Here is a 25,770-nt window from a genome sequence, read left to right as displayed (position 1 = left end):
TTTGGTCTAACCCGGCTCTGAAAGGCGGATTGTGTACGCCGTTTTTCATTTGCCAAATAATATTTTGCTGAGTGACAGCATATAAAATAATTGGCTGCGACGAGGTGAAATAATAATTAACGGTTTGTGCGCTTAAGTTATCAATTGATGCGGCTAAATATTTTTACTGGCAGATATAAAAGGGAGGCAGTCATGCCTCCCGCTGGCGATTATTTAATCCCGTCGGCCTTCATGCGATCGCGAATATGCTGGGCGCGCGCTTCTGAGGCCGGGTGATCGTCAAACATCGAGCTCTGACGGCCGGCTTCCAGCTTGGCCAGTTTCTCGAAGCTGGTGGCCAGTCCCGACGGATTGATGCCGCGCTTACGCAGCAGGTCGTAAGAGTAGTCGTCCGCTTCCGATTCCTGGCGCTGGGAGAACTGCGAGTTCACCAGTTTTTCACCCAGATCGCCGAGCTGCGACTGGGACAAGCTGCCGACGATGCCGCCGGCGGAGGCCGCCGCCGCGCGCACGGCGTTAGTGCCCAGGGCGACCTGCATGCCTTTCTTCACATGGCCCAGCGCGACGTGGCCCATTTCGTGGCCGATCACCGCCTCGACTTCATTATCGTTCATCAGATCCATCAGCCCGCTGTAGACGCGGATGCAGCCGTTAGCCATGGCGAAGGCGTTGACATCCTTGGTCTCATAGACCTTGTAGTTCACGGGCTGACCATTGATGTTATCGCCCAGCGCGGCCGCGATTTTGTTCAGCCGCTGGCTGTATTCACTGCTGGCCGGGGCGATTTTCGCTTTGGCGTCCATCTCTTTACAGGCCTGGTCGCTTAAGGTTTTCACCTGCGCGTCGCTGAGGGAGTATGCCTGGAAGGCTTCGGCCCCTGAGCTGAGCAGACCGTTGGAGTCCATGTTCTGACATCCGGTGAGCGTTGCTGCGATCCCAAGAGCAAGTACGGTTGAGCGAATTTTCATTTTTTATCTTCCACAATCTTATGGTTGTTTATCCGACAATACGGCGACGGCAGGGAACCGTATTCTGCGTAAATTATAAAGAGTATCGCAGGATGCGGGCGAGCGGATTCCGGCGTAGCACAACCTGTTCCAGAGATTTCTTAAAGGGCAAAAGGATGCTCCATGTACATGACTTGTCGCTTGGGTTACATTGTTCACACTTTTTTCCGGCGTAGCCCAAAACGCGCTCTCGTCAAGTCGTTAAGGGCATGGCCTTCAACAGTCCGAACTGGAGTCAAAATGTCCTCACGTAAAGAGCTTGCTAACGCTATTCGTGCGCTGAGCATGGACGCTGTACAGAAAGCCAAATCCGGCCACCCGGGTGCCCCGATGGGTATGGCTGACATTGCCGAAGTGCTGTGGCGTGATTTCCTGAACCATAACCCGAACAATCCGGCCTGGGCTGACCGTGACCGTTTTGTACTGTCCAATGGCCATGGTTCGATGCTGATTTACAGCCTGCTGCACCTCACTGGCTACGATCTGCCGATTGAAGAGCTGAAAAACTTCCGCCAGCTGCACTCCAAAACGCCGGGCCACCCGGAAGTCGGCTACACCGCGGGCGTGGAAACCACCACCGGTCCGCTGGGCCAGGGTATCGCTAACGCGGTCGGGATGGCTATCGCCGAGAAAACTCTGGCGGCGCAGTTCAACCGTCCGGGCCACGACATCGTCGACCACTACACCTACGCCTTCATGGGCGACGGCTGCATGATGGAAGGCATTTCTCACGAAGTGTGCTCCCTGGCCGGTACCCTGAAGCTGGGCAAACTGGTGGCCTTCTATGATGACAACGGCATCTCTATCGACGGCCACGTTGAAGGCTGGTTCACCGACGATACCGCCAAACGCTTTGAAGCCTACGGCTGGCACGTGGTGCGCGGCGTTGACGGTCACGACGCTGACGCCATCAAACGCGCAGTAGAAGAAGCGCGCGCAGTCACCGACAAACCGTCCCTGCTGATGTGCAAAACCATCATCGGCTTCGGTTCGCCGAACAAAGCCGGTACCCACGACTCCCACGGCGCGCCGCTGGGCGACGCCGAAATCGCCCTGACCCGCGAAGCGCTGGGCTGGAAACACGCGCCGTTTGACATCCCGTCTGACATCTATGCGCAGTGGGATGCCAAAGAAGCCGGTCAGGCGAAAGAAGCGGCATGGAATGAGAAGTTCGCTGCTTACGCCAAAGCCTTCCCGCAGGAAGCAGCCGAATTCACCCGTCGTATGAAAGGCGAGATGCCGTCTGACTTCGACGCGAAAGCCAACGAGTTCATCGCGAAGCTGCAGGCCAACCCGGCGAAAATCGCCAGCCGTAAAGCCTCTCAGAACGCCATCGAAGCTTTCGGTCCGCTGCTGCCGGAATTCCTCGGCGGTTCCGCTGACCTGGCGCCGTCCAACCTGACCCTGTGGTCTGGTTCTAAGCCGATCAACGAAGACACCGCGGGTAACTACATTCACTACGGCGTGCGTGAGTTCGGTATGACCGCTATCGCCAACGGCATCGCGCTGCACGGCGGCTTCCTGCCGTACACCTCCACCTTCCTGATGTTCGTGGAATACGCGCGTAATGCGGTACGTATGGCCGCGCTGATGAAACAGCGTCAGGTGATGGTCTACACCCACGACTCCATCGGTCTGGGCGAAGATGGCCCGACTCACCAGCCGGTAGAGCAGGTGGCTTCTCTGCGCGTAACGCCGAACATGTCCACCTGGCGTCCGTGTGACCAGGTTGAATCCGCGATTGCATGGAAATATGGCGTCGAGCGTCAGGACGGCCCGACCGCGCTGATCCTCTCCCGTCAGAACCTGGCGCAGCAGGAGCGTACCGAAGAGCAGCTGGCGAACGTGGCCCGCGGCGGTTACGTGCTGAAAGATTGCGCCGGCCAGCCGGAGCTGATCTTCATCGCCACCGGTTCCGAAGTGGAGCTGGCGGTGGCCGCGTGGGACAAACTGACCGCCGAAGGCGTGAAGGCGCGCGTAGTCTCCATGCCGTCCACCGACGCGTTCGACAAGCAGGATGCGGCCTACCGTGAATCCGTACTGCCGAAAGCCGTGACCGCGCGCGTTGCCGTGGAAGCGGGTATTGCTGATTACTGGTTCAAATACGTTGGCCTGAACGGGGCGATCGTTGGCATGACCACCTTCGGTGAGTCTGCGCCGGCTGAGCAGCTGTTCGAAGAGTTCGGCTTCACCGTCGACAACGTGGTCGCTAAAGCGAAAGCGCTGCTGTAATTGCGGTTACGGTGCGGGCTGATGCCCGCACCGTAACCCTCTCCCACAGGAGAGGGTGCAAACGCCAAAAACGGTAACCCCTGGGTTACCGTTTTGCTTTTACCTCGCCACCCGGCTTTTTTGTATCTGCTATTCCTGAACCATGTAATACGGTTGTAAATTATTCCAGCGAAAATGTGATGTGAGTCATATAGCTGGTTTATTGCGCTGGACAAACATTCCTTTTATTCCTCGTTTGGCTTATTCTAGCTGAAGCGTTTCAGTCGTTTAAATGTTCGACAATTAATCAATCAGTCGCAGTTTGCAGCTGGTAAGGTTTCCCTCAGAGCGTAGCTGGATTACTCTGTCAGCCACCTCATAACAGGGACAGCCTTGCAGGAGATCTATGACCATTCGCATCGCGATTAATGGCTTCGGTCGTATTGGACGCAACGTGGTTCGTGCGCTATATGAATCCGGGCGCCGTGCGGAAATCACCGTGGTGGCTATCAATGAGCTGGCGGATGCTGCGGGCATCGCGCATTTGTTGAAATATGACACCAGCCATGGCCGTTTCGCCTGGGATGTTCGTCAGGAGCGCGAGCAGCTGTTTGTTGGCGATGATGCCATCCGTCTGCTGCACGAGCCGACCATTGCGGCGCTGCCCTGGCGCGAGCTGGCGGTAGACGTGGTGCTCGACTGCACCGGCGTTTACGGGAGCCGTGAACACGGTGAGGCGCACCTGCAGGCTGGGGCGAAGAAAGTGCTCTTCTCGCATCCCGGCGGCAACGACCTCGACGCGACGGTGGTGTACGGCGTCAATCAGGATGAACTCCGCGCCGAGCATCGCATTGTCTCCAACGCCTCCTGCACCACCAACTGCATTATTCCGATCATTAAACTGTTAGATGATGCCTATGGCATCGAGTCCGGCACCGTCACCACCATTCACTCGGCGATGCATGACCAGCAGGTGATTGACGCCTACCATCCGGATCTCCGGCGTACCCGCGCGGCCAGCCAGTCGATCATTCCGGTGGATACCAAACTGGCGGCAGGGATCACCCGTATTTTCCCGCAGTTTAATGACCGTTTTGAAGCGATTGCCGTGCGGGTGCCGACGATAAACGTGACGGCAATTGACCTGAGCGTGACGGTCAAAAAACCGGTAAAAGCATGTGAAGTCAACCAGTTGCTGCAAAAAGCAGCACAAGGTGCATTTCATGGTATAGTTGACTATACGGAATTACCGTTGGTCTCAACAGATTTTAACCACGATCCGCACAGCGCCATCGTCGATGGCACGCAAACCCGGGTCAGTGGCGCGCATCTGATCAAAACGCTGGTCTGGTGCGATAACGAATGGGGCTTTGCTAACCGAATGCTCGACACGACGTTAGCGATGGCGGCTATTGGTTTCAGGTTCGACGCGTAAACGTCGACAAAACTTTATGAATCAACGAGAGGATTCACCATGTCTGTAATTAAGATGACCGATCTGGATCTGGCTGGTAAACGCGTTTTTATCCGTGCGGATCTGAACGTACCAGTTAAAGACGGGAAAGTAACCAGCGACGCACGTATCCGTGCCTCTCTGCCGACCATTGAACTGGCGCTGAAGCAGGGCGCGAAAGTCATGGTTACTTCTCACCTGGGTCGTCCGACCGAAGGCGAGTACAACGAAGAATTCTCTCTGCTGCCGGTTGTTAATTACCTGAAAGACAAACTGTCCAGCCCGGTACGTCTGGTTAAAGACTACCTGGACGGCGTGGAAGTCGCTGCCGGCGAGCTGGTGGTGCTGGAAAACGTTCGCTTCAACAAAGGCGAGAAAAAAGACGACGAAGCGCTGTCCAAAAAATACGCCGCGCTGTGCGACGTGTTCGTGATGGACGCTTTCGGTACCGCGCACCGCGCGCAGGCTTCCACCCACGGTATCGGCAAATTTGCTGACGTGGCGTGCGCAGGCCCGCTGCTGGCCGCTGAACTGGACGCGCTGGGTAAAGCGCTGAAAGAGCCGGCTCGTCCGATGGTCGCTATCGTCGGTGGTTCTAAAGTATCCACCAAACTGACCGTGCTGGATTCCCTGTCTAAAATCGCTGACCAGCTGATCGTCGGCGGCGGTATCGCCAACACCTTCGTTGCCGCTCAGGGCCACAACGTCGGTAAATCCCTGTACGAAGCGGATCTGGTTGATGAAGCCAAGCGCCTGCTGAGCACCTGCGATATCCCGGTTCCGACTGACGTTCGCGTCGCGACCGAGTTCTCCGAAACCGCAACGGCGACTCTGAAATCTGTTAACGACATTAAAGATGACGAGCAGATTCTGGACCTCGGCGACGTTTCCGCACAGAAACTGGCTGACATCCTGAAAAACGCCAAAACCATCCTGTGGAACGGCCCGGTTGGCGTATTCGAATTCCCGAACTTCCGTAAAGGGACTGAAATCGTGGCTAACGCTATCGCGGACAGCGAAGGTTTCTCCATCGCCGGCGGCGGCGACACCCTGGCAGCGATCGACCTGTTCGGCATCGCTGACAAAATTTCCTACATCTCCACTGGCGGCGGCGCGTTCCTTGAATTCGTCGAAGGCAAAGTCCTGCCGGCAGTAGCGATGCTCGAAGAGCGCGCTAAGCAGTAATTCAGTTCAGGCGGGGAAACCCGCCTGTTTTTCAGCGCGCTTAAGGGCTCGCGAACCTTCTTCAACGGTCGAAGATACAGATACAGGACTAAGTAACATGTCTAAAATTTTTGATTTCGTAAAACCGGGCGTCATCACTGGCGACGACGTTCAGAAAGTGTTCCAGGTAGCGAAAGAAAACAACTTTGCACTGCCGGCGGTAAACTGCGTAGGTACTGACTCCATCAACGCCGTTCTGGAAGCTGCTGCGAAAGTTCGCTCTCCGGTTATCGTTCAGTTCTCTAACGGCGGCGCGGCGTTCATCGCAGGTAAAGGCGTGAAAACTGACGTTCCTCAGGGTGCTGCTATCCTCGGCGCTATCTCTGGCGCGCACCACGTGCACCAGATGGCTGAGCACTACGGCGTGCCGGTTATCCTGCACACTGACCACTGCGCGAAGAAACTGCTGCCGTGGATCGACGGCCTGCTGGACGCGGGTGAAAAACACTTCGCCGCTACCGGCAAACCGCTGTTCTCTTCTCACATGATCGACCTGTCTGAAGAGTCTCTGCACGAAAACATCGAAATCTGCTCTAAATACCTGGCGCGCATGGCCAAAATGGACATGACCCTGGAAATCGAACTGGGTTGCACCGGTGGTGAAGAAGACGGCGTGGACAACAGCCACATGGACGCTTCCGCCCTGTACACCCAGCCGGAAGACGTGGATTACGCGTACACCGAGCTGAGCAAAATCAGCCCGCGCTTCACCATCGCCGCTTCCTTCGGTAACGTACACGGCGTGTACAAACCGGGTAACGTCGTTCTGACCCCGACTATCCTGCGCGACTCTCAGGAATATGTTTCCAAGAAACACAACCTGCCGCACAACAGCCTGAACTTCGTCTTCCACGGCGGTTCCGGTTCTTCCGCTCAGGAAATCAAAGACTCCGTCAGCTACGGCGTAGTGAAAATGAACATCGATACCGACACCCAATGGGCAACCTGGGACGGTATCCTGCAGTACTACAAAACTAACGAAGCTTACCTGCAGGGCCAGCTGGGCAACCCGAAAGGCGAAGACCAGCCGAACAAGAAATACTACGATCCGCGCGTATGGCTGCGTGCTGCACAGACTTCCATGGTGACTCGTCTGGAGCAGGCATTTAAAGAGCTGAACGCGATCGACGTTCTGTAAGAAAAATCTGTTTCTTACCCTGAAGCCCGCAGCAATGCGGGCTTTTTTATTAGCTTAACAACAGGATAGCGCGGCAGAAAACTGTGATCCATTTGGCAAAACGTGCACTTATTGTTTACCCTATAACCTGACTGCCCTGTCGCAGGCTGAGTTATTTACTTCCCCCTGGGGGATTCATAAGGAATGTTAAATGGAAGATTTGAACGTTGTCGATAGCATCAACCACGCCGGGACGTGGCTGGCACGCAACCAGGAGCTGCTGCTGAGCTATGCCGTCAACATCGTCGCGGCTATCGCTATCCTGATCGTCGGGATGATCGTGGCGCGCGTCGTCTCTAACACCGTCAACCGCCTGATGCTGGCGCGTAAAATTGACGCCACCGTTGCCGATTTCCTCTCCGCGCTGGTGCGCTATGCGGTTATCGCCTTTACGCTGATTGCCGCCCTGGGCCGCGTGGGCGTGCAGACCGCCTCGGTCATTGCGGTGCTGGGCGCCGCGGGTTTAGCCGTCGGTCTGGCGCTGCAGGGGTCACTGTCTAACCTCGCGGCTGGCGTACTGCTGGTGATGTTCCGCCCGTTCCGCGCCGGTGAATATGTCGATCTCGGCGGCATTGCGGGTACCGTACAGAATGTGCAGATTTTCTCCACGACCCTGCGTACCGTCGATGGCAAAATCGTGGTGGTGCCGAACGGCAAAATTATCGCCGGCAACATCATTAACTTCTCCCGCGAACCGGCGCGCCGCAATGAGTTTATTATCGGCGTCTCTTACGATGCCGATATCGACAAGGTGAAGCAGCTCCTGACCTCGATTATCGAATCTGACGATCGTATTCTGTGCGATCGGGAAATGACGGTGCGCCTGAACGAACTCGGCGCCTCGTCGGTGAACTTCGTGGTGCGCGTGTGGAGCAAAAGCAGCGATCTGCAAAACGTCTACTGGGATATCCTCGAGCGCATCAAGCGTGAATTTGACGCCAATGGCATCAGCTTCCCTTATCCGCAGATGGATGTTCATGTGGTGCGCCTGCCGGAAAAAGCCGAGTAAACCACCACTCAGTGACTCAGGCCGGCCATGCCGGCCTTTTTTAATGGCTCATTATTAGCTTCGCTTATTAATGATTAATACTTTCAATTTCCGCTAATAATTTATTCGCGTTATAGTCAGCGCCACTCTCGAAGACAGCGGAAAAATCCTCATGTTTACCTATTACTTTCAGGGCCTTGCCCTGGGAGCGGCAATGATTTTGCCGCTTGGCCCACAAAATGCTTTCGTGATGAACCAGGGCATCCGTCGTCAGTATCACCTGATGATTGCCTTGCTGTGCGCCGTCAGCGACTTGCTGCTGATCTGCGCCGGCATTTTTGGCGGCAGCGCGCTGCTGATGCAGTCCCCCTGGCTACTGGCGCTCGTGACCTGGGGCGGCGTGGCCTTTTTACTGTGGTACGGCTTTGGCGCGCTGAAGACGGCGTTCAGTCCGAATCTTGAGCTCGCCAGCGCCGAGGCGATGCAGCAGGGGCGCTGGAAAATCATTATCACTATGCTGGCGGTCACCTGGCTGAATCCGCACGTTTATCTGGATACGTTTGTGGTGCTGGGCAGCCTGGGAGGCCAGCTGGCGGTGGAGCCGAAGCGCTGGTTTGCGCTGGGAACCATTAGCGCCTCTTTCCTGTGGTTCTTTGGTCTGGCGCTGTTGGCCGCCTGGCTGGCGCCGCGGCTGCGTACCGCCAGAGCCCAGCGGATCATTAACATTGTGGTCGGCGCCGTCATGTGGTTTATTGCGTTTCAGCTGGCAAAAGAGGGCGTCGTCCATATCCAGGCGTTGCTCAACTAAGCGTTGTCCGATGGACTTTCCTGCTGTACGCGCTAAGCTTGCTGGCATGCGTCCCGTAAGGGCGATTTAAGTAACATGGAGAAACGACAGTGAAGTTAAAAGTCTTAGCCCTGGCGGCAACACTCGGATTTAGCACGATGGCGGCACAGGCAAGCGAATTGCCGGACGGTCCGCACATTGTGACTTCAGGCACAGCAAGCGTTGCTGCGGTTCCGGATATCGCTACCCTGGCGATCGAAGTGAACGTGGCGGCAAAAGATGCCGCATCGGCAAAAAAACAGGCTGACGATCGCGTTGCGCAATACCTCTCTTTCCTCGAAAAGAGCGGCATTGCGAAAAAAGACATCAACTCGGCGAATCTGCGTACCCAACCTGATTACGACTATCAGAACGGGAAAAGCATTCTGAAAGGCTATCGCGCGGTGCGCACCGTCGAAGTGACCTTGCGCCAGCTGGATAAACTCAACGGTCTGCTGGATGGCGCCCTGAAAGCCGGTCTGAACGAAATTCGCTCCGTCTCGCTGGGCGTTGCGCAACCGGACGCCTACAAAGATAAAGCGCGTAAAGCGGCGATCGACGACGCCGTGCACCAGGCGCAGGAGCTGGCCGCAGGTTTCCACAGCAAGCTGGGGCCGGTGTACAGCGTACGCTACCATGTCTCTAATTATCAGCCGAGCCCGATGGTTCGCATGATGAAGGCCGCTGACGCTGCGCCGGTTTCCGCCCAGGAAACCTACGAGCAGGCGACTATCCAGTTTGACGACCAGGTCGACGTCGTGTTTGAACTGCAGCCGGCGCAGGCCGCGGCTCCGGCGAAACCGGCTGAAGCGCCGAAACCGGCCCAGTAAGCGATAGAAACAAAAAAGCCACTTCAGCGAAGTGGCTTTTTTTATGCCCGCGGTTTAATCCTGACGCAGCACCTTGTGCCCGTAGTCGATGAGCGCATCGGTCACCCGCCGCATCATACGGCTTTCCGGGGCAAAGCGGTGCCAGTAGAGCATACGGCGCTGAAACAGGCCGGGAGTGAGATCGATAAGCTCGCCGCTGTTGAGCTCTTTTTCGATCTGCAGATGCGGGATCATACAGCAGGTAGTGCCCTGGCGCGCCAGCTGGACGAAGGCTTCCGACGAGTTGACGATATGGCAGGGGACGCTGCCCGGCGGCAGGTCGAAGTTTTGCTGCAGAAAGGCCTGATGCATATCGTCCAGATGGTCGAAGGCGACGACCGGGGCTTTCAGCAGCGCCGAACGCGTTACGCCGTTCGGGAAGTAGCGTTGCGCAAACTCTTTTGAGGCGACAAACAGGTAATCGAGCGCGCCGAGCTGATCCACCAGGCAGCTTGGCAGCGCCTGCGGCTGGATACTTACCGCGCCGACCACTTCGCCACGGCGCAGGCGCTCCTGGGTGCGGGTTTCATCTTCCACCTGCAGGTTGAGACGAATAGGGGAGTCCGACAGCACATTAGCCAGCGCCGGCAGCAGCCAGGTCGCCAGACTGTCGGCGTTCACCGCCAGCGACAGCAACAGCGGCGTGGAGCCAGTCTGCTCGTCGCCCAGCCACTCCTCTTCCAGCAGTTCAACCTGGCGCAACAGAGCCAGCAATTTTTGTCCTTGCTCGGTTGGGCGCGGCGGCACGGTACGTACCAGCAGCGGCTGGCCGAACATATTTTCCAGCTGCTTAATTCGCTGTGAGACGGCGGACTGGGTAATACATAGCTTCTGCGCGGCGCGCTCAAATCCTCGTTCTCTAATCACCGCGTCCAGCGCTTGTAGTGTCCTGTAGTCCGGTCGTTTCATTATTCTGGCGTGCCCCCATAACTAATCGTTATCTCGCACTATGACATAAATTTTTATTTGATACAGACGAAATTGGTCTGCTCTGTTGTGTGATCTGCATCGCAGGGACATTTCCACTGTCGATGTTCTATAATGCGCCACAGGCATTCACATCTCGGACCATGATTATGACGCAGGATGAACTGAAAAAAGCGGTAGGTTGGGCAGCGCTGCAATACGTACAGCCAGGGACCATTGTGGGCGTTGGCACCGGCTCGACGGCGGCCCATTTTATTGACGCGCTGGGCACCATGAAAGGGCAGATCGAAGGGGCGGTCTCCAGCTCCGATGCCTCCACCGAGAAGCTGAAAAGCCTCGGGATCACCGTCTTCGATCTCAACAGCGTCGATCGCCTGGGGATCTACGTTGACGGCGCGGATGAGATCAACGGTCACATGCAGATGATCAAAGGCGGCGGCGCGGCGCTGACCCGTGAGAAGATCATCGCTTCGGTGGCCGATAAATTTATCTGCATCGCCGATGCCTCCAAGCAGGTCGATATTCTGGGCAAATTCCCGCTGCCGGTTGAAGTCATTCCGATGGCGCGCAGCGCCGTTGCACGCCAGCTGGTCAAGCTGGGCGGTCGTCCGGAATACCGTCAGGGCGTGGTGACCGATAACGGCAACGTGATCCTTGACGTGCACGGCCTGGAAATTCTCGATGCTATCGCGCTGGAAAACGCGATTAACGGCATTCCTGGCGTCGTGACCGTAGGGCTGTTCGCCAATCGCGGCGCCGACGTGGCGCTGATCGGCACCGCTGACGGTGTGAAAACCATCGTAAAATAGTCTGTCCGCAGGGAGCCAACCGGCTCCCTCGCAAATATTTTTTCACCTGGTGCAATTTAGTGACTTCTGTCACATTTGTGCAACCATTCTGATTAACGCGCTACCGTTCATTATCTTTCTGGTGTTTTGTCCTGCCATTTCCTTCTGAATGACATTTCTTCAGGACGGCGACGCAAACGTTCATATTGCCGCGATAGTTTTTTTTGATATGTTGCTGAGACGAACTTTCGTTCAGCACGACATCAGTTAAGACAAAACAGGACGGGGAAATGGCTAAGGTATCACTGGAAAAAGACAAGATTAAATTTCTGCTGGTTGAAGGTGTGCATCAAAAGGCAATCGATAGCCTTCGCGCGGCAGGTTACACCAACATTGAATTTCATAAAGGCGCGCTGGATTCCGAACAGCTGAAAGCGTCGATCCGTGATGCCCATTTCATCGGCCTGCGTTCCCGTACCCATCTGACTGAAGAGATTTTCGCCGCGGCGGAAAAACTGGTTGCCGTCGGCTGCTTCTGCATCGGTACCAACCAGGTGGATCTGAACGCCGCCGCGAAGCGCGGTATTCCGGTGTTTAACGCGCCATTCTCTAATACCCGTTCGGTGGCCGAGCTGGTGATCGGTGAGCTGCTGCTGCTGCTGCGCGGCGTGCCGGAAGCCAACGCTAAGGCGCATCGCGGCGTATGGAATAAGCTGGCGGTGGGAAGCTTTGAAGCGCGCGGCAAGAAACTGGGGATTATCGGTTACGGCCACATCGGCACCCAGCTCGGCATTCTGGCGGAATCGCTGGGGATGCATGTCTTCTTCTATGATATTGAAAACAAACTGCCGCTCGGCAACGCCACTCAGGTACAGCATCTCTCCGACCTGCTGAACATGAGCGACGTGGTCAGCCTGCACGTGCCGGAAAACGCCTCCACCAAAAATATGATGGGCGCGGAAGAGCTGGCGCTGATGAAGCCGGGCGCGCTGCTGATCAACGCCTCCCGCGGTACCGTGGTGGATATTCCGGCGCTATGCGATGCGCTGGCGAGTAAGCATCTGGCCGGGGCGGCAATCGACGTCTTCCCGACCGAACCCGCGACCAACAGCGACCCCTTCACTTCTCCGCTGTGCGAATTTGATAACGTGATCCTCACTCCGCATATCGGTGGCTCCACTCAGGAAGCGCAGGAGAACATCGGTCTGGAAGTGGCCGGCAAGCTGGCCAAGTACTCTGACAATGGATCAACCCTGTCGGCGGTCAACTTCCCGGAAGTTTCTCTGCCGCTGCACGGCGGCCGCCGTCTGCTGCATATCCATGAGAACCGGCCGGGCGTCCTGACCGCCATCAACCAGATCTTCGCCGCGCAGAGCATCAACATTGCCGCCCAGTATCTGCAAACGTCGCCGCAGATGGGTTACGTGGTTATTGATATCGAAGCGGAAGAAGACGTTGCCCAGCAGGCGCTGCAGGCAATGAAAGCGATCCCGGGGACTATCCGCGCCCGTCTGCTGTTCTAACCATTGTTGCCTCTCGGGCAGGTCGCGTACCTGCCCGTTTTTTTGTTAATACTTTCCAGGCTGAATTTCTCGTCCCCGCGTACCTACCAACACCAGGTTTTGCCCGGGGTGATCACCGCCGGCAGCGGGATATCCCACTCTTCGCTCGGCAGGGTGTCCACCTGCTGGCAGTCGTGCGCGTAGCCCACCGGCTGCAGGCGATACTGCTGCCAGTTTTGCAGCGTCCGGTCGTAAAAACCGCCACCCATCCCCAGCCGTTGGCCGCCGGCATCGAAGGCCACCAGCGGGGTGACCAGCACATCGAGTTCAGCGAGCGGCAGCACGTCGCGCACGTCGAGCTTCGGTTCGCGGATCTTCAGGCGATTCACTATCAGTTCGCTCTGCGGATGGTAATGTAAAAACAGCAGGTTACCGGGGCTAAACGGATGCAGCACCGGGAGATAGACTCGCTTACCGGCCCGCCAGAGCTGGTCGATCAGCGGTTGGGTGTCCAGCTCGCCGTCAAAGGAGAGAAACAGCGCCACGGTGTGGGCGAGAACCACCGGCGGCCAGGCCATCATCCGCTCTGCGGCCTGCAGGGCAAACTGCCGCTGTTGCTCAGGGCTGAGCGCGCGTCGACGCTCGCGGATCTGCTGGCGAATGTGCTGGCGGGAGAGCAGGGTATCGGGCTGTAGAGTCATGCAGGTCTCATGGCGAGCAGGCGAAACAATAGAAAACAGTGTAATACAGTGCGGCATCAGCCGAAAACAGGCGTGGGGAAATAATGCGAGGTAAGGAAGGGAATCTCCGAGATGCCGCCGCAGGCTGTAACCCTTGAACCCTTGGTTCAAGGTGAATGTGTCGTCACAGTTTTAAGGCTTCTCGGACGGACCGAGCATGCTCACCAACCGTGGAGCGCCACATTCTTGTGGTATGAAATATCGGCTCAGGGGACTGGCCCGCTTGCAAACATCTCAGAGAAATTTTGTTCCTAGAGTTACTCTAACACAGTTAACTGCAAAGTGTTATTCAAACTTCGACCCTGGTCTTTCGCTTATGCGACCTTGCTCAAGCAATGCTTGCTCGATGGTCTGCTGAAGCATGCGAATGCGCTGCTCCATACTGGAAGCGTAGTCGCGGGTCTTCGCTTTTTCCTGAGTCAACTCATAGCTGATGTTCAACGCGGCGATGAAGACCAGCTGCTCAGTATTTGTGACTCTAGTGCGTTCTTTTAAATCTTGCAACCGCTGATTAAGGTCTTCAGCTGCCTGATTCAGGGCATCCCTTTGTTCAGGCGGGCAATTCACTCGCAGTGAACGGCCGAAAATTTGGAGATCTACGGGTTGTGCAGACATGCCACCTTCCTGCTGATTGACTGCGCTGCCTTCACACCCTGACCCGGGTCTGCGAAGGGGCGACACTATAGCTACCCTGGTGCGAAGATACAAGCCCTATTCTGGTTCACCAGGGTCCAAAGTGGTAGCATACCATGAATATTCCTCCCAACGATGACGAATGCGCATGTCTATACAGAACGAAATGCCTGGTTACAACGATGTAGACCAGTTACTGAACCAACAAGGGGTAGGGCTTACCCCGGCCGAGATGCACGGTTTGATCAGCGGATTACTGTGCGGCGGCAACACGGACAGCAGCTGGCAGCCGCTGGTGCACGACCTGACCAACGAAGGTCTCGCCTTCGGCCATGAGCTGGCCCAGGCGCTGCGTAACATGCATTCCGCCATCAGCGACTCACTGGATGACGACGGCTTCCTCTTTCAACTGTATCTGCCGGAAGGCGATGCGGTGAGCGTCTTTGACCGCGCCGACGCCCTCGCCGGCTGGGTCAACCACTTCCTTCTCGGCCTTGGCGTTAGCCAGCCGAAGCTGGATAAAGTGAAAGACGAAACCGGGGAAGCGATTGACGATCTGCGTAATATTGCCCAGCTGGGCTACGATGAAGACGAAGATCAGGAAGAGCTGGAGATGTCTCTGGAGGAGATTATCGAGTATGTCCGCGTTGCCGCACTGCTGTGCCACGACACCTTTGCGCGTCAGCAGCCAACCGCACCGGAAGTCCGCAAACCGACATTACACTAACTAAAATTCGTTCAGGGGGCGTCATGACTCAGCAGGAATTTCTCTCGCGTCGCCAGGCGCTGTTGGCGCAGATGCAGCCAGGCAGCGCGGCGCTGATTTTCGCCGCACCGGAAGCGGTGCGCAGTGCAGATTCGGAATATCCCTACCGGCAGAACAGCGATTTCTGGTACTTCACCGGCTTCAACGAACCGGAAGCGCTGCTGGTGTTGATTAAAAGCGATGAAACCCACAACCATAGCGTGCTGTTCAACCGGGTTCGCGATCTGACCGCTGAGATCTGGTTCGGTCGCCGTCTGGGCCAGGAGGCCGCGCCGGCGAAGCTGGGCGTGGACCGGGCGCTGGCGTTCAGCGAAATCAACCAGCAGCTGTATCAGCTGCTCAACGGTCTGGACGCTATCTATTTTGCCCAGGGCGAATATGCCTATGCCGATGAGATTGTGTTCAACGCCCTCGAAAAACTCCGCAAAGGCTCGCGGCAGAACCTGCAGGCGCCGAACTCGGTGATCGACTGGCGGCCCATTGTGCATGAGATGCGCCTGTTCAAATCCGCGGAAGAGCTGGCCGTGATGCGCCGCGCCGGGGAGATCAGCGCCCTGGCCCATACCCGGGCGATGGAAAAATGCCGCCCTGGCATGTTCGAGTATCAGCTGGAGGGCGAAATTCTCCATGAATTCAATCGCCACGGCGCGCGCTTCCCCTCCTATAACACCATCGTTGGCGGCGGCGAAAACGGCTGCATTCTGCACTACACCGAAAACGAATCTGAACTGCGCGACGGCGATTTAGTGCTGATTGACGCCGGCTGCGAGTATCGCGGCTATGCCGGCGACATTACCCGCACCTTCCCGGTGAACGGCAAATTCAGCCAGCCGCAGCGCGAAATCTACGATATCGTGCTGGAATCGCTGGAGACCGCGCTGGAACTCTATCGCCCGGGCACCTCAATCTGCCAGGTGAACCAGGAAGTGGTGCGCATTATGATCACCGGCCTGGTGCGGCTGGGGATCCTCAAAGGCGAGGTTGACGAGCTGATCGCCAACAATGCCCACCGCCCGTACTTTATGCACGGTCTGAGCCACTGGCTGGGGCTGGATGTACACGATGTCGGTCACTACGACACCGACCGTTCTCGCGTCCTGGAGCCGGGGATGGTGCTGACCGTCGAACCGGGGCTGTATATCGCCGCCGACGCCGACGTGCCGGCGCAGTACCGCGGCATCGGCATCCGTATTGAAGATGACATCGTCATTACCGAAGACGGCAACGAAAATCTCACCGCCGGCGTGGTGAAGAAGGCGGATGAGATCGAAGCGCTGATGGCGGCGGCGCGCCAGTCATGAGCGTGCTGATCGTCGGCGGCGGGATGACCGGGGCGACGCTCGCCCTGGCCATCTCCCGTTTGACCGGCGGCGCGCTGCCGGTTCATCTGATTGAGGCGCAGGATCCCCAGTCGGCTCGCCATCCCGGCTTCGACGACCGGGCGATCGCCCTGGCCGCCGGCACCTGCCAGCAGCTGGCGCGCATCGGTGTCTGGCAACCTCTCGCCGAGCGGGCGACGGCTATCCAGCGGGTACACGTCAGCGACCGCGGCCATGCCGGTTTTGTGAATCTGGCGGCGGCGGATTATCGCCTGCCGGCGCTGGGTCAGGTGGTTGAACTCCACGATGTCGGCCAGCGCCTGTTTAGCCTGCTGCGCGAGGCGCCGGGCGTGACGCTGCATTGTCCGGCGAAGGTGGCAGCGGTCAGCCGCAGCCAGGAGAGCGTCAGCCTTACCCTTGAGGGGGGCGAAACGATCAGCGGCAAGCTGCTGGTGGCGGCGGACGGTTCGCGTTCGTCGCTGGGCGCCCGCTGCGGCATCAGCTGGCAACAGCAGTCCTATGAGCAACTGGCGATTATCGCCAACGTAAGCACCGCGCTGCCCCACGAAGGCCGCGCTTTCGAACGTTTTACCGAGCATGGCCCGCTGGCGATGCTGCCGATGTCGCAAGGGCGCTGCTCGCTGGTGTGGTGTCATCCGCAGTCGCGCCGCGACGAGGTGCTGAGCTGGTCTGACGAACGCTTTTGTCAGGAGCTGCAGCAGGCGTTCGGCTGGCGTTTGGGGCGCATTACCCACGCCGGGAAGCGCAGCGTCTATCCGCTGGCCCTCACCACCGCCAGCCGCGCGGTGTCGCACCGCCTGGCGCTGGTCGGTAACGCGGCGCAGACGCTGCACCCGATTGCCGGGCAGGGCTTTAATCTCGGCCTGCGCGATGTGATGAGTCTGGCGGAGCTGCTCGCTGACGCCCATCTCAGCGGCGAAGATGTCGGCCATTATCCGCTGCTGTGTCGCTATCAGGCGCGCAGAACAGGGGATAAAGCCGCCACCATCGGCGTGACCGATGGGCTGGTGCATCTGTTTGCCAACCGTTGGGCGCCGCTGGTGGCGGGGCGCAATGTCGGTCTGATGGCCATGGAATTATTTACCCCGGCGCGCGATGCGCTGGCGCAGCGTACCCTCGGTTGGGTTCCCCGTTAAGGAGTAGAACGTGCAAAGTGTTGATGTTGCCATTGTTGGCGGTGGAATGGTGGGGCTGGCGGTAGCCTGCGGTTTACAGGGCAGCGGCCTGCGCGTCGCGGTGCTGGAGAAAGCGGAGCCGCAGCCGCTGGCCGCCGATGCGCCGCCGGCGCTGCGCGTGTCGGCAATAAACGCCGCCAGCGAAAAGCTGCTGACGAAGCTGGACGTCTGGCGCGAGATCGTTGCCCGACGCGCCAGCTGCTATCACGGAATGGAAGTGTGGGACAAAGACAGCTTCGGCCGCATTAGCTTTGATGACCAGAGCATGGGCTTCAGCCATCTGGGCCATATTATTGAAAACGCCGTGGTGCATTATGCGCTGTGGCAGAAGGCGCAGCGCTGCGCCGACGTCACCCTGCTGGCGCCTGCGCAACTGCAGCAGGTGGCGTGGGGCGAAAATGAGGCCTTTCTCAGCCTGCAGGACGGCAGCATGCTCACCGCGCGTCTGGTGATCGGCGCCGATGGGGCGAATTCGTGGCTGCGCAATAAAGCCGATATTCCGCTGACCTTCTGGGATTACCATCATCACGCGCTGGTGGCGACTATCCGTACCGCTGAGCCGCATCAGGCGGTGGCGCGCCAGGTATTTCATGGCGACGGGATCCTCGCCTTCCTGCCGCTCTGCGATCCGCACCTGTGCTCGATCGTCTGGTCGCTGTCGCCGGCGGAGGCGCAGCGGATGCAGGAGGCTGACGAAGCCACCTTTAACCAGGCGTTGAATATCGCCTTCGATAATGGCCTTGGCCTCTGCCAGCTGGAAAGCGCACGTGAAGTCTTCCCGCTGACCGGCCGCTATGCCCGCCAGTTCGCCGCCCACCGCCTGGCGCTGGTCGGCGATGCCGCGCATACCATCCACCCGCTGGCCGGGCAGGGCGTCAACCTCGGCTTTATGGATGCCGCCGAGCTTATCGACGAACTGAAGCGTCTGCACGCCCAGGGCAAAGATATCGGCCAGCATCTTTATCTGCGCCGCTACGAGCGCAGCCGCAAGCACAGCGCCGCGCTGATGCTGGCGGGTATGCAGGGCTTCCGCGACATGTTTTCCGGTAGCCATCCGGCGAAGAAGTTCCTCCGCGACATGGGGCTGAAACTGGCCGATACGCTGCCGGGCGTGAAACCGCAGCTGATTCGCCAGGCGATGGGCCTCAACGATCTGCCTGCCTGGTTACGTTAACCGCGTCACACTTCTTTCACCCGGCCTGCGCGCCGGGTTTTCCCCCTCATTTGAAATATTCTAATTTCACCTCTTTTTTCGCATTAGTTTTATTAATGCGCCCTTTTTTTTGTTAAAGAAATTAGGGCTACGAAATCGCATAAAACACCATCATTCCCTAATTCGAGCCGCGGTATTGTTAATTTTATGTGGCGTAAATCGCTTTTTTCCAGTCAATAACTCTGTAGGCTTTTCGGCGGATTTTAGTCATAAGCTAATGTGATGCCCTGAATGAGCTTATGGTTTAGCGCCGGGTTCGGTGGTAAGTTCAGGCAAAAGAGAACGTTTGCGTCGGTGTCCGTCAGCGATGCCGACGCCCCATTTCGTGGCGAAAAATCGCCGACAATCTCGTGGCTGGTTCCGTTTTATTCGATGAGGAAAAGATGGCTCAACAGACTCCGTTGTATGAACAACACACGCTGTGCGGCGCGCGCATGGTGGATTTCCATGGCTGGATGATGCCGCTGCATTACGGATCCCAGATTGATGAGCACCATGCGGTGCGCGGCGACGCAGGCATGTTCGATGTGTCGCATATGACCATCGTTGATTTCCACGGCAGCCGGACCAGAGAGTTCTTGCGCTATTTGCTGGCCAACGACGTGGCGAAGCTCACCACCCCGGGCAAAGCGCTCTACACCGGCATGCTGACCGCCTCCGCCGGCGTCATCGACGACCTGATTGTCTATTTCCTCTCTGAAGATTATTTCCGCCTTGTTGTTAACTCCGCCACCCGCGAAAAAGACCTCGCCTGGATTTCCGAACAAGCTGAACCTTACGGCCTTGAAATCATCGTTCGCGACGATCTGTCGCTGATCGCGGTTCAGGGTCCGCAGGCGAAAGCGAAGGCGGCGACGCTGTTCACCGACGCGCAGCGTCAGGCCGTGGAAGGTATGAAGCCGTTCTTCGGCGTGCAGGCCGGCGAGCTGTTTATTGCCACCACCGGCTATACCGGCGAAGCGGGTTATGAAATCGCCATGCCGAACGAGCAGGCGGCGGATTTCTGGCGCGGTCTGCTGGACGCTGGCGTTAAGCCGTGCGGTCTCGGCGCGCGCGATACCCTGCGCCTGGAGGCCGGGATGAACCTGTATGGCCAGGAGATGGACGAAGGCGTCTCTCCGCTGGCGGCGAATATGGGCTGGACTATTGCCTGGGAACCGGCGGATCGTAATTTTATCGGTCGCGAAGCGCTGGAGATGCAGCGTGAAAAGGGCACCGAACAGCTGGTTGGCCTGGTGATGACCGAGAAAGGCGTCCTGCGCGGCGGCCTGCCGGTACGTTTTACCGATAGCGACGGTAATCAAAAAGAAGGCATTATCACCAGCGGCACCTTCTCGCCGACCCTGGGCTACAGTATCGCGCTGGCTCGCGTGCCGGCCGGGATAGGCGACACCGCGGTGGTGCAAATTCGTAACCGTGAAATGCCGGTAAAAGTGACTAAACCTGGTTTTGTACGCAATGGCAAAGCCATTGTGTGATTTCCCTTTTTTGGAGATGAATTGATGAGCAACGTACCAGCAGAACTGAAATACAGCAAAGAACACGAGTGGCTGCGTAAAGAAGCGGACGGCACCTATACCGTCGGGATCACCGAGCATGCGCAGGAGCTGCTGGGCGATATGGTATTCGTTGATCTGCCGGAAGTGGGCGCCACCGTTGAAGCGGGCGCCGATTGCGCGGTTGCCGAATCCGTGAAGGCGGCTTCCGATATTTATGCCCCGATCAGCGGTGAAATCGTTGCCGTTAACGAAGAGCTGAACGACTCGCCGGAACTGGTCAACAGCGACCCGTACACCGACGGCTGGATCTTCAAAATCAAAGCCAGCGATGAAGCGCAGGTTGCCGCGCTGCTGGATGCGACCGCCTATGAAGCTCTGTTAGAAGACGAATAAATACGTTTCATCCTTCACGCTGCAGGGGCGTTGGCTTCCTGCCGCGTGGACGATTTTGCGTATTCCGGCCCGGTAAGCATCAGCGTTTGCCGGGCAAACCAGTCAGACAATCACGATTCACCGCACGTTTCAGGAACCATCGCTCATGACTCAGACTTTAAGTCAGCTTGAAAACCGCGACGCCTTTATCGAACGTCACATTGGCCCGGACGCTCAGCAGCAGCAAGAGATGCTGAAGACCGTCGGCGCGGATTCGCTTAACGCCCTGATCGGCCAGATTGTGCCGCAGGATATCCAGCTGGCGACCCCACCGCAGGTGGGCGACGCGACAACCGAATTCGCCGCGCTGGCAGAGCTGAAGGCGATCGCCGGTCGCAACAAGCGCTTCAAGTCTTACATCGGCATGGGCTACACCGCCGTGCAGCTGCCGCCGGTTATTCAGCGCAACATGCTGGAAAATCCGGGCTGGTATACCGCCTATACTCCTTACCAGCCGGAAGTCTCCCAGGGCCGTCTGGAATCGCTGCTCAACTTCCAGCAGGTTACGCTGGATCTCACCGGACTGGATATTGCTTCCGCTTCGCTGCTCGATGAAGCGACCGCCGCCGCCGAAGCGATGGCGATGGCCAAACGCGTCAGCAAACTGAAAAACGCCAACCGTTTCTTCGTCGCCGCCGACGTCCATCCGCAAACCCTGGACGTGGTGCGCACTCGTGCGGAAACCTTCGGTTTCGACGTGATCGTCGATGACGCCGACAAAGTGCTCGATCACCAGGATGTTTTCGGCGTGCTGCTGCAGCAGGTGGGCACCACCGGCGAAATCCACGATTACAGCAAACTGATCGCCGAGCTGAAAGCGCGCAAAGTGATTGTCAGCGTCGCTGCCGACTTTATGGCGCTGGTGCTGCTGACGGCGCCGGGCAAGCAGGGCGCGGATATCGTCTTCGGCTCCGCCCAACGCTTCGGCGTGCCGATGGGCTATGGCGGCCCGCACGCGGCCTTCTTCGCGGCGAAAGATGAATTCAAACGCTCCATGCCGGGCCGGATTATCGGCGTATCGAAAGATGCGGCGGGGAATACCGCGCTGCGCATGGCGATGCAGACTCGCGAACAGCATATCCGCCGCGAGAAAGCGAACTCCAACATTTGTACCTCGCAGGTGCTGCTGGCCAACATCGCCAGCCTGTACGCGGTATTCCACGGCCCGGCGGGTCTGAAACGTATCGCAGGCCGCATTCATCGCCTGACCGACATTCTGGCCGATGGCCTGCAGAAGAAAGGGCTGAAGCTGCGTCATGCCCACTACTTCGACACCCTGTGCGTGGAAGTGGCGGATAAAGCCGCGGTGCTGGCGCGTGCCGAAGCCCTGCAGATTAACCTGCGCAGCGATATTCACGGCGCGGTGGGCATTACGCTCGATGAAGCGACCACCCGCGAAGACGTGCTCAACCTGTTCCGCGCCATCGTCGGCGACGATCATGGTCTGGACATCGATACCCTGGATAAAGACGTGGCGCTGGACAGCCGCTCCATCCCGGCGGCGATGCTGCGCGACGATGCGATCCTCACCCATCCGGTGTTCAACCGCTACCATAGCGAGACCGAGATGATGCGCTACATGCACGCCCTGGAGCGTAAAGATCTGGCGCTGAACCAGGCGATGATCCCGCTGGGCTCCTGCACCATGAAGCTGAACGCCGCGGCGGAGATGATCCCCATCACCTGGCCGGAGTTCGCTGAGCTGCACCCGTTCTGCCCGGTAGAGCAGGCGGAAGGGTATCATCAGATGATCGCTCAGCTCTCCGACTGGCTGGTGAAACTGACCGGCTATGACGCCGTCTGCATGCAGCCGAACTCCGGCGCGCAGGGCGAATATGCTGGCCTGCTGGCGATTCGCCACTACCATGAGAGCCGCAACGAAGGCCATCGCGATATCTGCCTGATCCCAAGCTCCGCGCACGGCACCAACCCGGCTTCCGCGCAGATGGCGGGTATGCAGGTGGTGGTGGTCGCGTGCGACAAAAACGGCAACATCGATCTCGTCGACCTGCGTGAAAAAGCAGAGCAGGCGGGGGCGAATCTCTCCTGCATCATGGTCACCTATCCGTCGACCCACGGCGTATATGAAGAGACCATTCGCGAAGTGTGCGAGATCGTGCACCAGTTCGGCGGCCAGGTTTACCTTGACGGCGCCAACATGAACGCCCAGGTCGGGATCACCTCTCCGGGCTTTATCGGCGCTGACGTTTCGCACCTCAACCTGCATAAAACGTTCTGCATTCCGCACGGCGGCGGCGGCCCGGGTATGGGCCCAATCGGCGTGAAAGCGCACCTGGCGCCGTTCGTGCCGGGTCACAGCGTGGTGCAGATTGAAGGGATGCTGACCCGTCAGGGCGCGGTTTCCGCTGCGCCGTTCGGCAGCGCGTCCATCCTGCCGATCAGCTGGATGTATATCCGTATGATGGGCGCGGAAGGGCTGAAGCAGGCGAGCCAGAACGCGATCCTTAACGCCAACTACATCGCTACCCGTCTGAAAGACGCCTACCCGGTGCTCTACACCGGTCGCGATGGTCGCGTGGCGCACGAATGTATTCTCGATATTCGTCCGCTGAAAGAAGAGACCGGCATTAGCGAGCTGGATATCGCCAAGCGCCTGATCGACTTTGGCTTCCATGCGCCGACCATGTCCTTCCCGGTAGCGGGTACGCTGATGGTTGAGCCGACGGAATCGGAAAGCAAGGTGGAGCTGGACCGCTTTATCGACGCGATGCTGGCGATCCGCGCGGAAATCGACCGCGTCAAAGCCGGTGAATGGCCGCTGGAAGACAACCCGCTGGTGAACGCGCCGCATACCCAGGGTGAGATCGTTGGGGAATGGAACCATCCGTACAGCCGCGAGCTGGCGGTATTCCCGGCGGGTCTGCACAACAAATACTGGCCGACGGTGAAACGCCTGGACGACGTGTACGGCGACCGTAATCTGTTCTGCTCCTGCGTGCCGATGAGCGAATATCAGTAACGTGCGGAATTAGCTATACTTTTAAAGGCGCTGCGGCGCCTTTATTTTTTGGGAGAGAAGCATGGGGATAGCACTGATTAGCGGCGCGAGCCGCGGAATAGGTCGGGCGACGGCGCTGCTGCTGGCGCAGGAAGGGTATACTGTCGCGGTCAATTATCATCACAATATTAACGCTGCCACCGAGGTGGTGAATACCATTGTTGCCGCCGGCGGCAAAGCCACGGCGCTGCGGGCGGATATCAGTGATGAAGCGCAGGTGATGGCGATGTTTGAGGCGATTGACCGCATGGGCGAGCCGCTGACGGCGCTGGTCAACAACGCCGGGATCCTCTTTACCCAGTGTACGGTGGAGAGCCTGAGCGCCGAGCGCATTAACCGCGTGCTGGCGACCAACGTGACCGGCTATTTCCTCTGCTGCCGCGAGGCGGTCAAGCGCATGGCGCATCAGCATGGCGGCAAGGGCGGGGCGATAGTTAACGTGTCGTCGGCGGCGTCGCGCCTTGGCTCGCCGGGAGAATATGTTGATTACGCCGCGTCGAAAGGGGCGGTGGATACCCTGACCACCGGCCTGGCGCTGGAGGTGGCGGCGCAGGGGATCCGGGTAAATGGCGTGCGCCCTGGGCTGATTTATACCGAGATGCACGCCTCCGGCGGCGAACCGGGGCGCGTGGATCGGGTGAAGCATTCGCTGCCGATGCGGCGCGGCGGTCAGCCGGAAGAGGTCGCTCAGGCCATTGCCTGGCTGCTGAGCGACAAAGCGTCTTATGTGACGGGCAGTTTCCTCGAACTGGCGGGCGGTAAATAACCCGTAGATGTCTATTGCCCGGCGGCGCTGCGCTTGCCGGGTAACCTTCCCGGATGGCGGCTACGCCTTATCCGGGCTACCCAACAACGCGAGCCAGGTAACCCGACGGTCTACCAGAAGGCCAGCCACAGCCGTAGACGCATTCCCCAGCCGCTGGTCCAGCCGGTGGTGACCGACTTCACCTCGCCTCGATAAATCACCACCAGCGTTGGCGTCACCCGAATGTCCCACCGCCGCGCCAGCTGGCCGCTCGGGTCATTCACCGTCGGCAGCGCCAGTTTCTTTCTGGCAAGCCACGTCTCCAGCGCGGCGTTATCACCGGATCGCAGGGCCACGGTCAGCACATTGCCGCCATCGGCGGCAAGCGATGCCACCGACGGCGTGGTGTAGCGACAGACCCCGCACCAGGTGGCCCAGACGTACAGCAGCAGCGGCTTTTGCTGGCTCATGGCGTTCAGATCCACCGTCCTGCCGTCGAGGGTGTGCAGCGATGTGGCGCTGACGTTTTGCGGCAGCGCGGGCTGGCGAAAATAATCCACCGCCAGGCCCATCGCCGCGCCAATCAGCAGCCACACTGCCAGCTCACGCAGCCAGCGCCTGAGCTTACTGGCCACGGGCTTTCGCCAGCTGCTCTTTCACCAGCCCCTCCAGTTCGTCAGCAGGGATCGCCCCGGCCACCATCTGATCGCCGATGATGGTCGCCGGCGTGCCCTGAATATTCAGCACCTGCGACAAAATCAGGTTCATCTTCAGTGAATCCATGGTCTTGTCATCGAGACTGACGCTGTCGGTGGCGGTTTTCTTCTGCGCCGCGGCGATGCTGGCGTCATCGTGATAGCCTTTTTTCGCCATCAGCCGCTGATGCAGCGCCCAGAACTTATCGGGCTGCTGGCGCCAGGTAGAGAGCGCCGCTTTGGCGGCATTGACCGAACTTTGCCCCTTGAACGGCAGCAGCTTCACGATCAGCTGGATGTCCGGGTTATCGTGGACGATTTTTTCCAGCATCGGATCAAACTGTTTACAGTAAGGACAGTTGTAATCGGTAAACGAGACGATCGTCAGCTTCGGCGCTTTGGCGCCGGTGCGCGGGCTGTTCGGATCGTTAAACAGCAGCTGCGCCAGCTGGTCATTACCGTTTGCTGGTGGTTCTTCCGCCGGGGCGGCGAAGCTGAAGGCGGATACGCACAGCAGCAATAAGGCGGTGATAGCTCTCAT

At 58.4% G+C, this 25,770-nt stretch carries 23 protein-coding genes and 1 other RNA gene; 17 read left to right on the top strand and 7 right to left on the bottom strand.

Annotated elements, in window-relative coordinates; genetic code table 11:
• Positions 1-209: 209 nt before the first annotated feature.
• Positions 210-968: a M48 family metallopeptidase gene (locus ACOI6Z_RS07405; protein ID WP_017899781.1), complete on the bottom strand. Its 759-nt coding sequence runs from the start codon at positions 966-968 to the stop codon at positions 210-212.
• A gap of 279 nt (positions 969-1,247) precedes the next feature.
• On the opposite strand from ACOI6Z_RS07405, the gene tkt reads away from it, so the two are divergent.
• The 7 genes from tkt to ACOI6Z_RS07370 all read left to right on the top strand — a co-directional run bounded on the left by tkt (position 1,248) and on the right by ACOI6Z_RS07370 (position 9,716).
• On the top strand, positions 1,248-3,239 hold the full coding sequence (tkt, locus tag ACOI6Z_RS07400; protein ID WP_044524697.1) for a transketolase: 1,992 nt from the start codon (positions 1,248-1,250) through the stop codon (positions 3,237-3,239).
• Between the two features lie 385 nt (positions 3,240-3,624).
• The gene (gene epd, locus ACOI6Z_RS07395) at positions 3,625-4,653 is read left to right on the top strand and encodes an erythrose-4-phosphate dehydrogenase (RefSeq protein ID WP_004205289.1); all 1,029 of its coding nucleotides are present in this window, start codon (positions 3,625-3,627) and stop codon (positions 4,651-4,653) included.
• 39 nt (positions 4,654-4,692) lie between these two features.
• Positions 4,693-5,856 (top strand): phosphoglycerate kinase, encoded by a 1,164-nt coding sequence (gene pgk / locus ACOI6Z_RS07390; protein ID WP_023290986.1) that lies wholly within the window; start codon positions 4,693-4,695, stop codon positions 5,854-5,856.
• Between the two features lie 97 nt (positions 5,857-5,953).
• Positions 5,954-7,033 (top strand): class II fructose-bisphosphate aldolase, encoded by a 1,080-nt coding sequence (gene fbaA / locus ACOI6Z_RS07385; RefSeq protein ID WP_008806452.1) that lies wholly within the window; start codon positions 5,954-5,956, stop codon positions 7,031-7,033.
• Between the two features lie 190 nt (positions 7,034-7,223).
• Positions 7,224-8,081: a small-conductance mechanosensitive channel MscS gene (locus ACOI6Z_RS07380; RefSeq protein WP_420687139.1), complete on the top strand. Its 858-nt coding sequence runs from the start codon at positions 7,224-7,226 to the stop codon at positions 8,079-8,081.
• A gap of 151 nt (positions 8,082-8,232) precedes the next feature.
• Positions 8,233-8,868, top strand: coding sequence for an arginine exporter ArgO (argO, locus tag ACOI6Z_RS07375; protein WP_049014206.1), 636 nt, complete (start codon positions 8,233-8,235; stop codon positions 8,866-8,868).
• 89 nt (positions 8,869-8,957) lie between these two features.
• Positions 8,958-9,716: an oxidative stress defense protein gene (locus tag ACOI6Z_RS07370; RefSeq protein WP_023290983.1), complete on the top strand. Its 759-nt coding sequence runs from the start codon at positions 8,958-8,960 to the stop codon at positions 9,714-9,716.
• 54 nt (positions 9,717-9,770) lie between these two features.
• Here ACOI6Z_RS07370 and argP read toward each other — a convergent pair whose 3' ends face one another.
• Positions 9,771-10,664, bottom strand: a complete 894-nt coding sequence (gene argP / locus ACOI6Z_RS07365; RefSeq protein WP_002916497.1) for a DNA-binding transcriptional regulator ArgP — start codon at positions 10,662-10,664, stop codon at positions 9,771-9,773.
• Positions 10,665-10,831: 167 nt separating this feature from the next.
• Between argP and rpiA the strand changes: the two genes are divergently transcribed.
• Entirely contained in the window at positions 10,832-11,491 is a 660-nt protein-coding gene (gene rpiA / locus ACOI6Z_RS07360) for a ribose-5-phosphate isomerase RpiA (protein ID WP_002916495.1), read from the top strand.
• Positions 11,492-11,760: 269 nt separating this feature from the next.
• The gene (serA, locus tag ACOI6Z_RS07355; protein ID WP_008806446.1) at positions 11,761-12,993 is read left to right on the top strand and encodes a phosphoglycerate dehydrogenase; all 1,233 of its coding nucleotides are present in this window, start codon (positions 11,761-11,763) and stop codon (positions 12,991-12,993) included.
• Positions 12,994-13,076: 83 nt separating this feature from the next.
• On the opposite strand, the gene ACOI6Z_RS07350 is transcribed toward serA, so the two are convergent.
• The 3 genes from ACOI6Z_RS07350 to zapA all read right to left on the bottom strand — a co-directional run bounded on the left by ACOI6Z_RS07350 (position 13,077) and on the right by zapA (position 14,327).
• Positions 13,077-13,673 (bottom strand): 5-formyltetrahydrofolate cyclo-ligase, encoded by a 597-nt coding sequence (locus ACOI6Z_RS07350; protein ID WP_072413555.1) that lies wholly within the window; start codon positions 13,671-13,673, stop codon positions 13,077-13,079.
• Positions 13,674-13,772: 99 nt separating this feature from the next.
• Positions 13,773-13,956: non-coding RNA, 6S RNA (ssrS, locus tag ACOI6Z_RS07345), on the bottom strand.
• A 41-nt stretch (positions 13,957-13,997) separates the two neighbouring features.
• Entirely contained in the window at positions 13,998-14,327 is a 330-nt protein-coding gene (gene zapA / locus ACOI6Z_RS07340; protein ID WP_004205298.1) for a cell division protein ZapA, read from the bottom strand.
• A gap of 166 nt (positions 14,328-14,493) precedes the next feature.
• Here zapA and ACOI6Z_RS07335 point away from each other — a divergent pair, with 166 nt between their 5' ends.
• The 8 genes from ACOI6Z_RS07335 to ACOI6Z_RS07300 all read left to right on the top strand — a co-directional run bounded on the left by ACOI6Z_RS07335 (position 14,494) and on the right by ACOI6Z_RS07300 (position 24,555).
• Positions 14,494-15,072: a YecA family protein gene (locus ACOI6Z_RS07335; RefSeq protein WP_002916486.1), complete on the top strand. Its 579-nt coding sequence runs from the start codon at positions 14,494-14,496 to the stop codon at positions 15,070-15,072.
• Positions 15,073-15,095: 23 nt separating this feature from the next.
• Positions 15,096-16,412, top strand: a complete 1,317-nt coding sequence (gene pepP / locus ACOI6Z_RS07330; RefSeq protein WP_004205299.1) for a Xaa-Pro aminopeptidase — start codon at positions 15,096-15,098, stop codon at positions 16,410-16,412.
• On the top strand, positions 16,409-17,587 hold the full coding sequence (gene ubiH / locus ACOI6Z_RS07325) for a 2-octaprenyl-6-methoxyphenyl hydroxylase (RefSeq protein ID WP_065812832.1): 1,179 nt from the start codon (positions 16,409-16,411) through the stop codon (positions 17,585-17,587). The genes pepP and ubiH overlap by 4 nt, the downstream gene beginning before the upstream one ends.
• A 10-nt stretch (positions 17,588-17,597) precedes the next feature.
• A complete protein-coding gene (gene ubiI / locus ACOI6Z_RS07320; RefSeq protein WP_032454040.1) occupies positions 17,598-18,800 on the top strand; it encodes an FAD-dependent 2-octaprenylphenol hydroxylase in 1,203 nt (400 codons plus the stop codon).
• 422 nt (positions 18,801-19,222) lie between these two features.
• Entirely contained in the window at positions 19,223-20,317 is a 1,095-nt protein-coding gene (gcvT, locus tag ACOI6Z_RS07315; protein ID WP_004205303.1) for a glycine cleavage system aminomethyltransferase GcvT, read from the top strand.
• A 24-nt stretch (positions 20,318-20,341) separates the two neighbouring features.
• Positions 20,342-20,731, top strand: a complete 390-nt coding sequence (gene gcvH, locus ACOI6Z_RS07310) for a glycine cleavage system protein GcvH (protein ID WP_023290979.1) — start codon at positions 20,342-20,344, stop codon at positions 20,729-20,731.
• Between the two features lie 145 nt (positions 20,732-20,876).
• Positions 20,877-23,750, top strand: a complete 2,874-nt coding sequence (gcvP, locus tag ACOI6Z_RS07305) for an aminomethyl-transferring glycine dehydrogenase (protein ID WP_065812833.1) — start codon at positions 20,877-20,879, stop codon at positions 23,748-23,750.
• A gap of 61 nt (positions 23,751-23,811) precedes the next feature.
• The gene (locus ACOI6Z_RS07300) at positions 23,812-24,555 is read left to right on the top strand and encodes an SDR family oxidoreductase (RefSeq protein ID WP_023290977.1); all 744 of its coding nucleotides are present in this window, start codon (positions 23,812-23,814) and stop codon (positions 24,553-24,555) included.
• Between the two features lie 110 nt (positions 24,556-24,665).
• On the opposite strand, the gene ACOI6Z_RS07295 is transcribed toward ACOI6Z_RS07300, so the two are convergent.
• Together ACOI6Z_RS07295 and ACOI6Z_RS07290 are read right to left on the bottom strand one after the other, a co-directional pair.
• Entirely contained in the window at positions 24,666-25,169 is a 504-nt protein-coding gene (locus ACOI6Z_RS07295; protein WP_065812834.1) for a protein disulfide oxidoreductase, read from the bottom strand.
• A complete protein-coding gene (locus ACOI6Z_RS07290) occupies positions 25,159-25,770 on the bottom strand; it encodes a DsbA family protein (protein ID WP_023290975.1) in 612 nt (203 codons plus the stop codon). The genes ACOI6Z_RS07295 and ACOI6Z_RS07290 overlap by 11 nt, the downstream gene beginning before the upstream one ends.

It is taken from the genome of Klebsiella sp. C239 (genome assembly GCF_048822715.1).
In the GTDB taxonomy this organism is placed as follows: Bacteria; Pseudomonadota; Gammaproteobacteria; order Enterobacterales; family Enterobacteriaceae; genus Klebsiella; species Klebsiella quasipneumoniae.
This window is presented reverse-complemented; position numbering and strand designations above follow the sequence as displayed.

Excerpts from the sequence above, each read along its gene's own strand:
- ACOI6Z_RS07405 (WP_017899781.1), bottom strand. The coding sequence starts at position 968 with ATGAAAATTCGCTCAACCGTACTTGCTCTTGGGATCGCAGCAACGCTC.
- tkt (WP_044524697.1), top strand. The coding sequence starts at position 1,248 with ATGTCCTCACGTAAAGAGCTTGCTAACGCTATTCGTGCGCTGAGCATG.
- epd (WP_004205289.1), top strand. The coding sequence starts at position 3,625 with ATGACCATTCGCATCGCGATTAATGGCTTCGGTCGTATTGGACGCAAC.
- pgk (WP_023290986.1), top strand. The coding sequence starts at position 4,693 with ATGTCTGTAATTAAGATGACCGATCTGGATCTGGCTGGTAAACGCGTT.
- fbaA (WP_008806452.1), top strand. The coding sequence starts at position 5,954 with ATGTCTAAAATTTTTGATTTCGTAAAACCGGGCGTCATCACTGGCGAC.
- ACOI6Z_RS07380 (WP_420687139.1), top strand. The coding sequence starts at position 7,224 with ATGGAAGATTTGAACGTTGTCGATAGCATCAACCACGCCGGGACGTGG.
- argO (WP_049014206.1), top strand. The coding sequence starts at position 8,233 with ATGTTTACCTATTACTTTCAGGGCCTTGCCCTGGGAGCGGCAATGATT.
- argP (WP_002916497.1), bottom strand. The coding sequence starts at position 10,664 with ATGAAACGACCGGACTACAGGACACTACAAGCGCTGGACGCGGTGATT.
- rpiA (WP_002916495.1), top strand. The coding sequence starts at position 10,832 with ATGACGCAGGATGAACTGAAAAAAGCGGTAGGTTGGGCAGCGCTGCAA.
- serA (WP_008806446.1), top strand. The coding sequence starts at position 11,761 with ATGGCTAAGGTATCACTGGAAAAAGACAAGATTAAATTTCTGCTGGTT.
- ACOI6Z_RS07350 (WP_072413555.1), bottom strand. The coding sequence starts at position 13,673 with ATGACTCTACAGCCCGATACCCTGCTCTCCCGCCAGCACATTCGCCAG.
- zapA (WP_004205298.1), bottom strand. The coding sequence starts at position 14,327 with ATGTCTGCACAACCCGTAGATCTCCAAATTTTCGGCCGTTCACTGCGA.
- ACOI6Z_RS07335 (WP_002916486.1), top strand. The coding sequence starts at position 14,494 with ATGTCTATACAGAACGAAATGCCTGGTTACAACGATGTAGACCAGTTA.
- pepP (WP_004205299.1), top strand. The coding sequence starts at position 15,096 with ATGACTCAGCAGGAATTTCTCTCGCGTCGCCAGGCGCTGTTGGCGCAG.
- ubiH (WP_065812832.1), top strand. The coding sequence starts at position 16,409 with ATGAGCGTGCTGATCGTCGGCGGCGGGATGACCGGGGCGACGCTCGCC.
- gcvT (WP_004205303.1), top strand. The coding sequence starts at position 19,223 with ATGGCTCAACAGACTCCGTTGTATGAACAACACACGCTGTGCGGCGCG.
- gcvH (WP_023290979.1), top strand. The coding sequence starts at position 20,342 with ATGAGCAACGTACCAGCAGAACTGAAATACAGCAAAGAACACGAGTGG.
- gcvP (WP_065812833.1), top strand. The coding sequence starts at position 20,877 with ATGACTCAGACTTTAAGTCAGCTTGAAAACCGCGACGCCTTTATCGAA.
- ACOI6Z_RS07300 (WP_023290977.1), top strand. The coding sequence starts at position 23,812 with ATGGGGATAGCACTGATTAGCGGCGCGAGCCGCGGAATAGGTCGGGCG.
- ACOI6Z_RS07290 (WP_023290975.1), bottom strand. The coding sequence starts at position 25,770 with ATGAGAGCTATCACCGCCTTATTGCTGCTGTGCGTATCCGCCTTCAGC.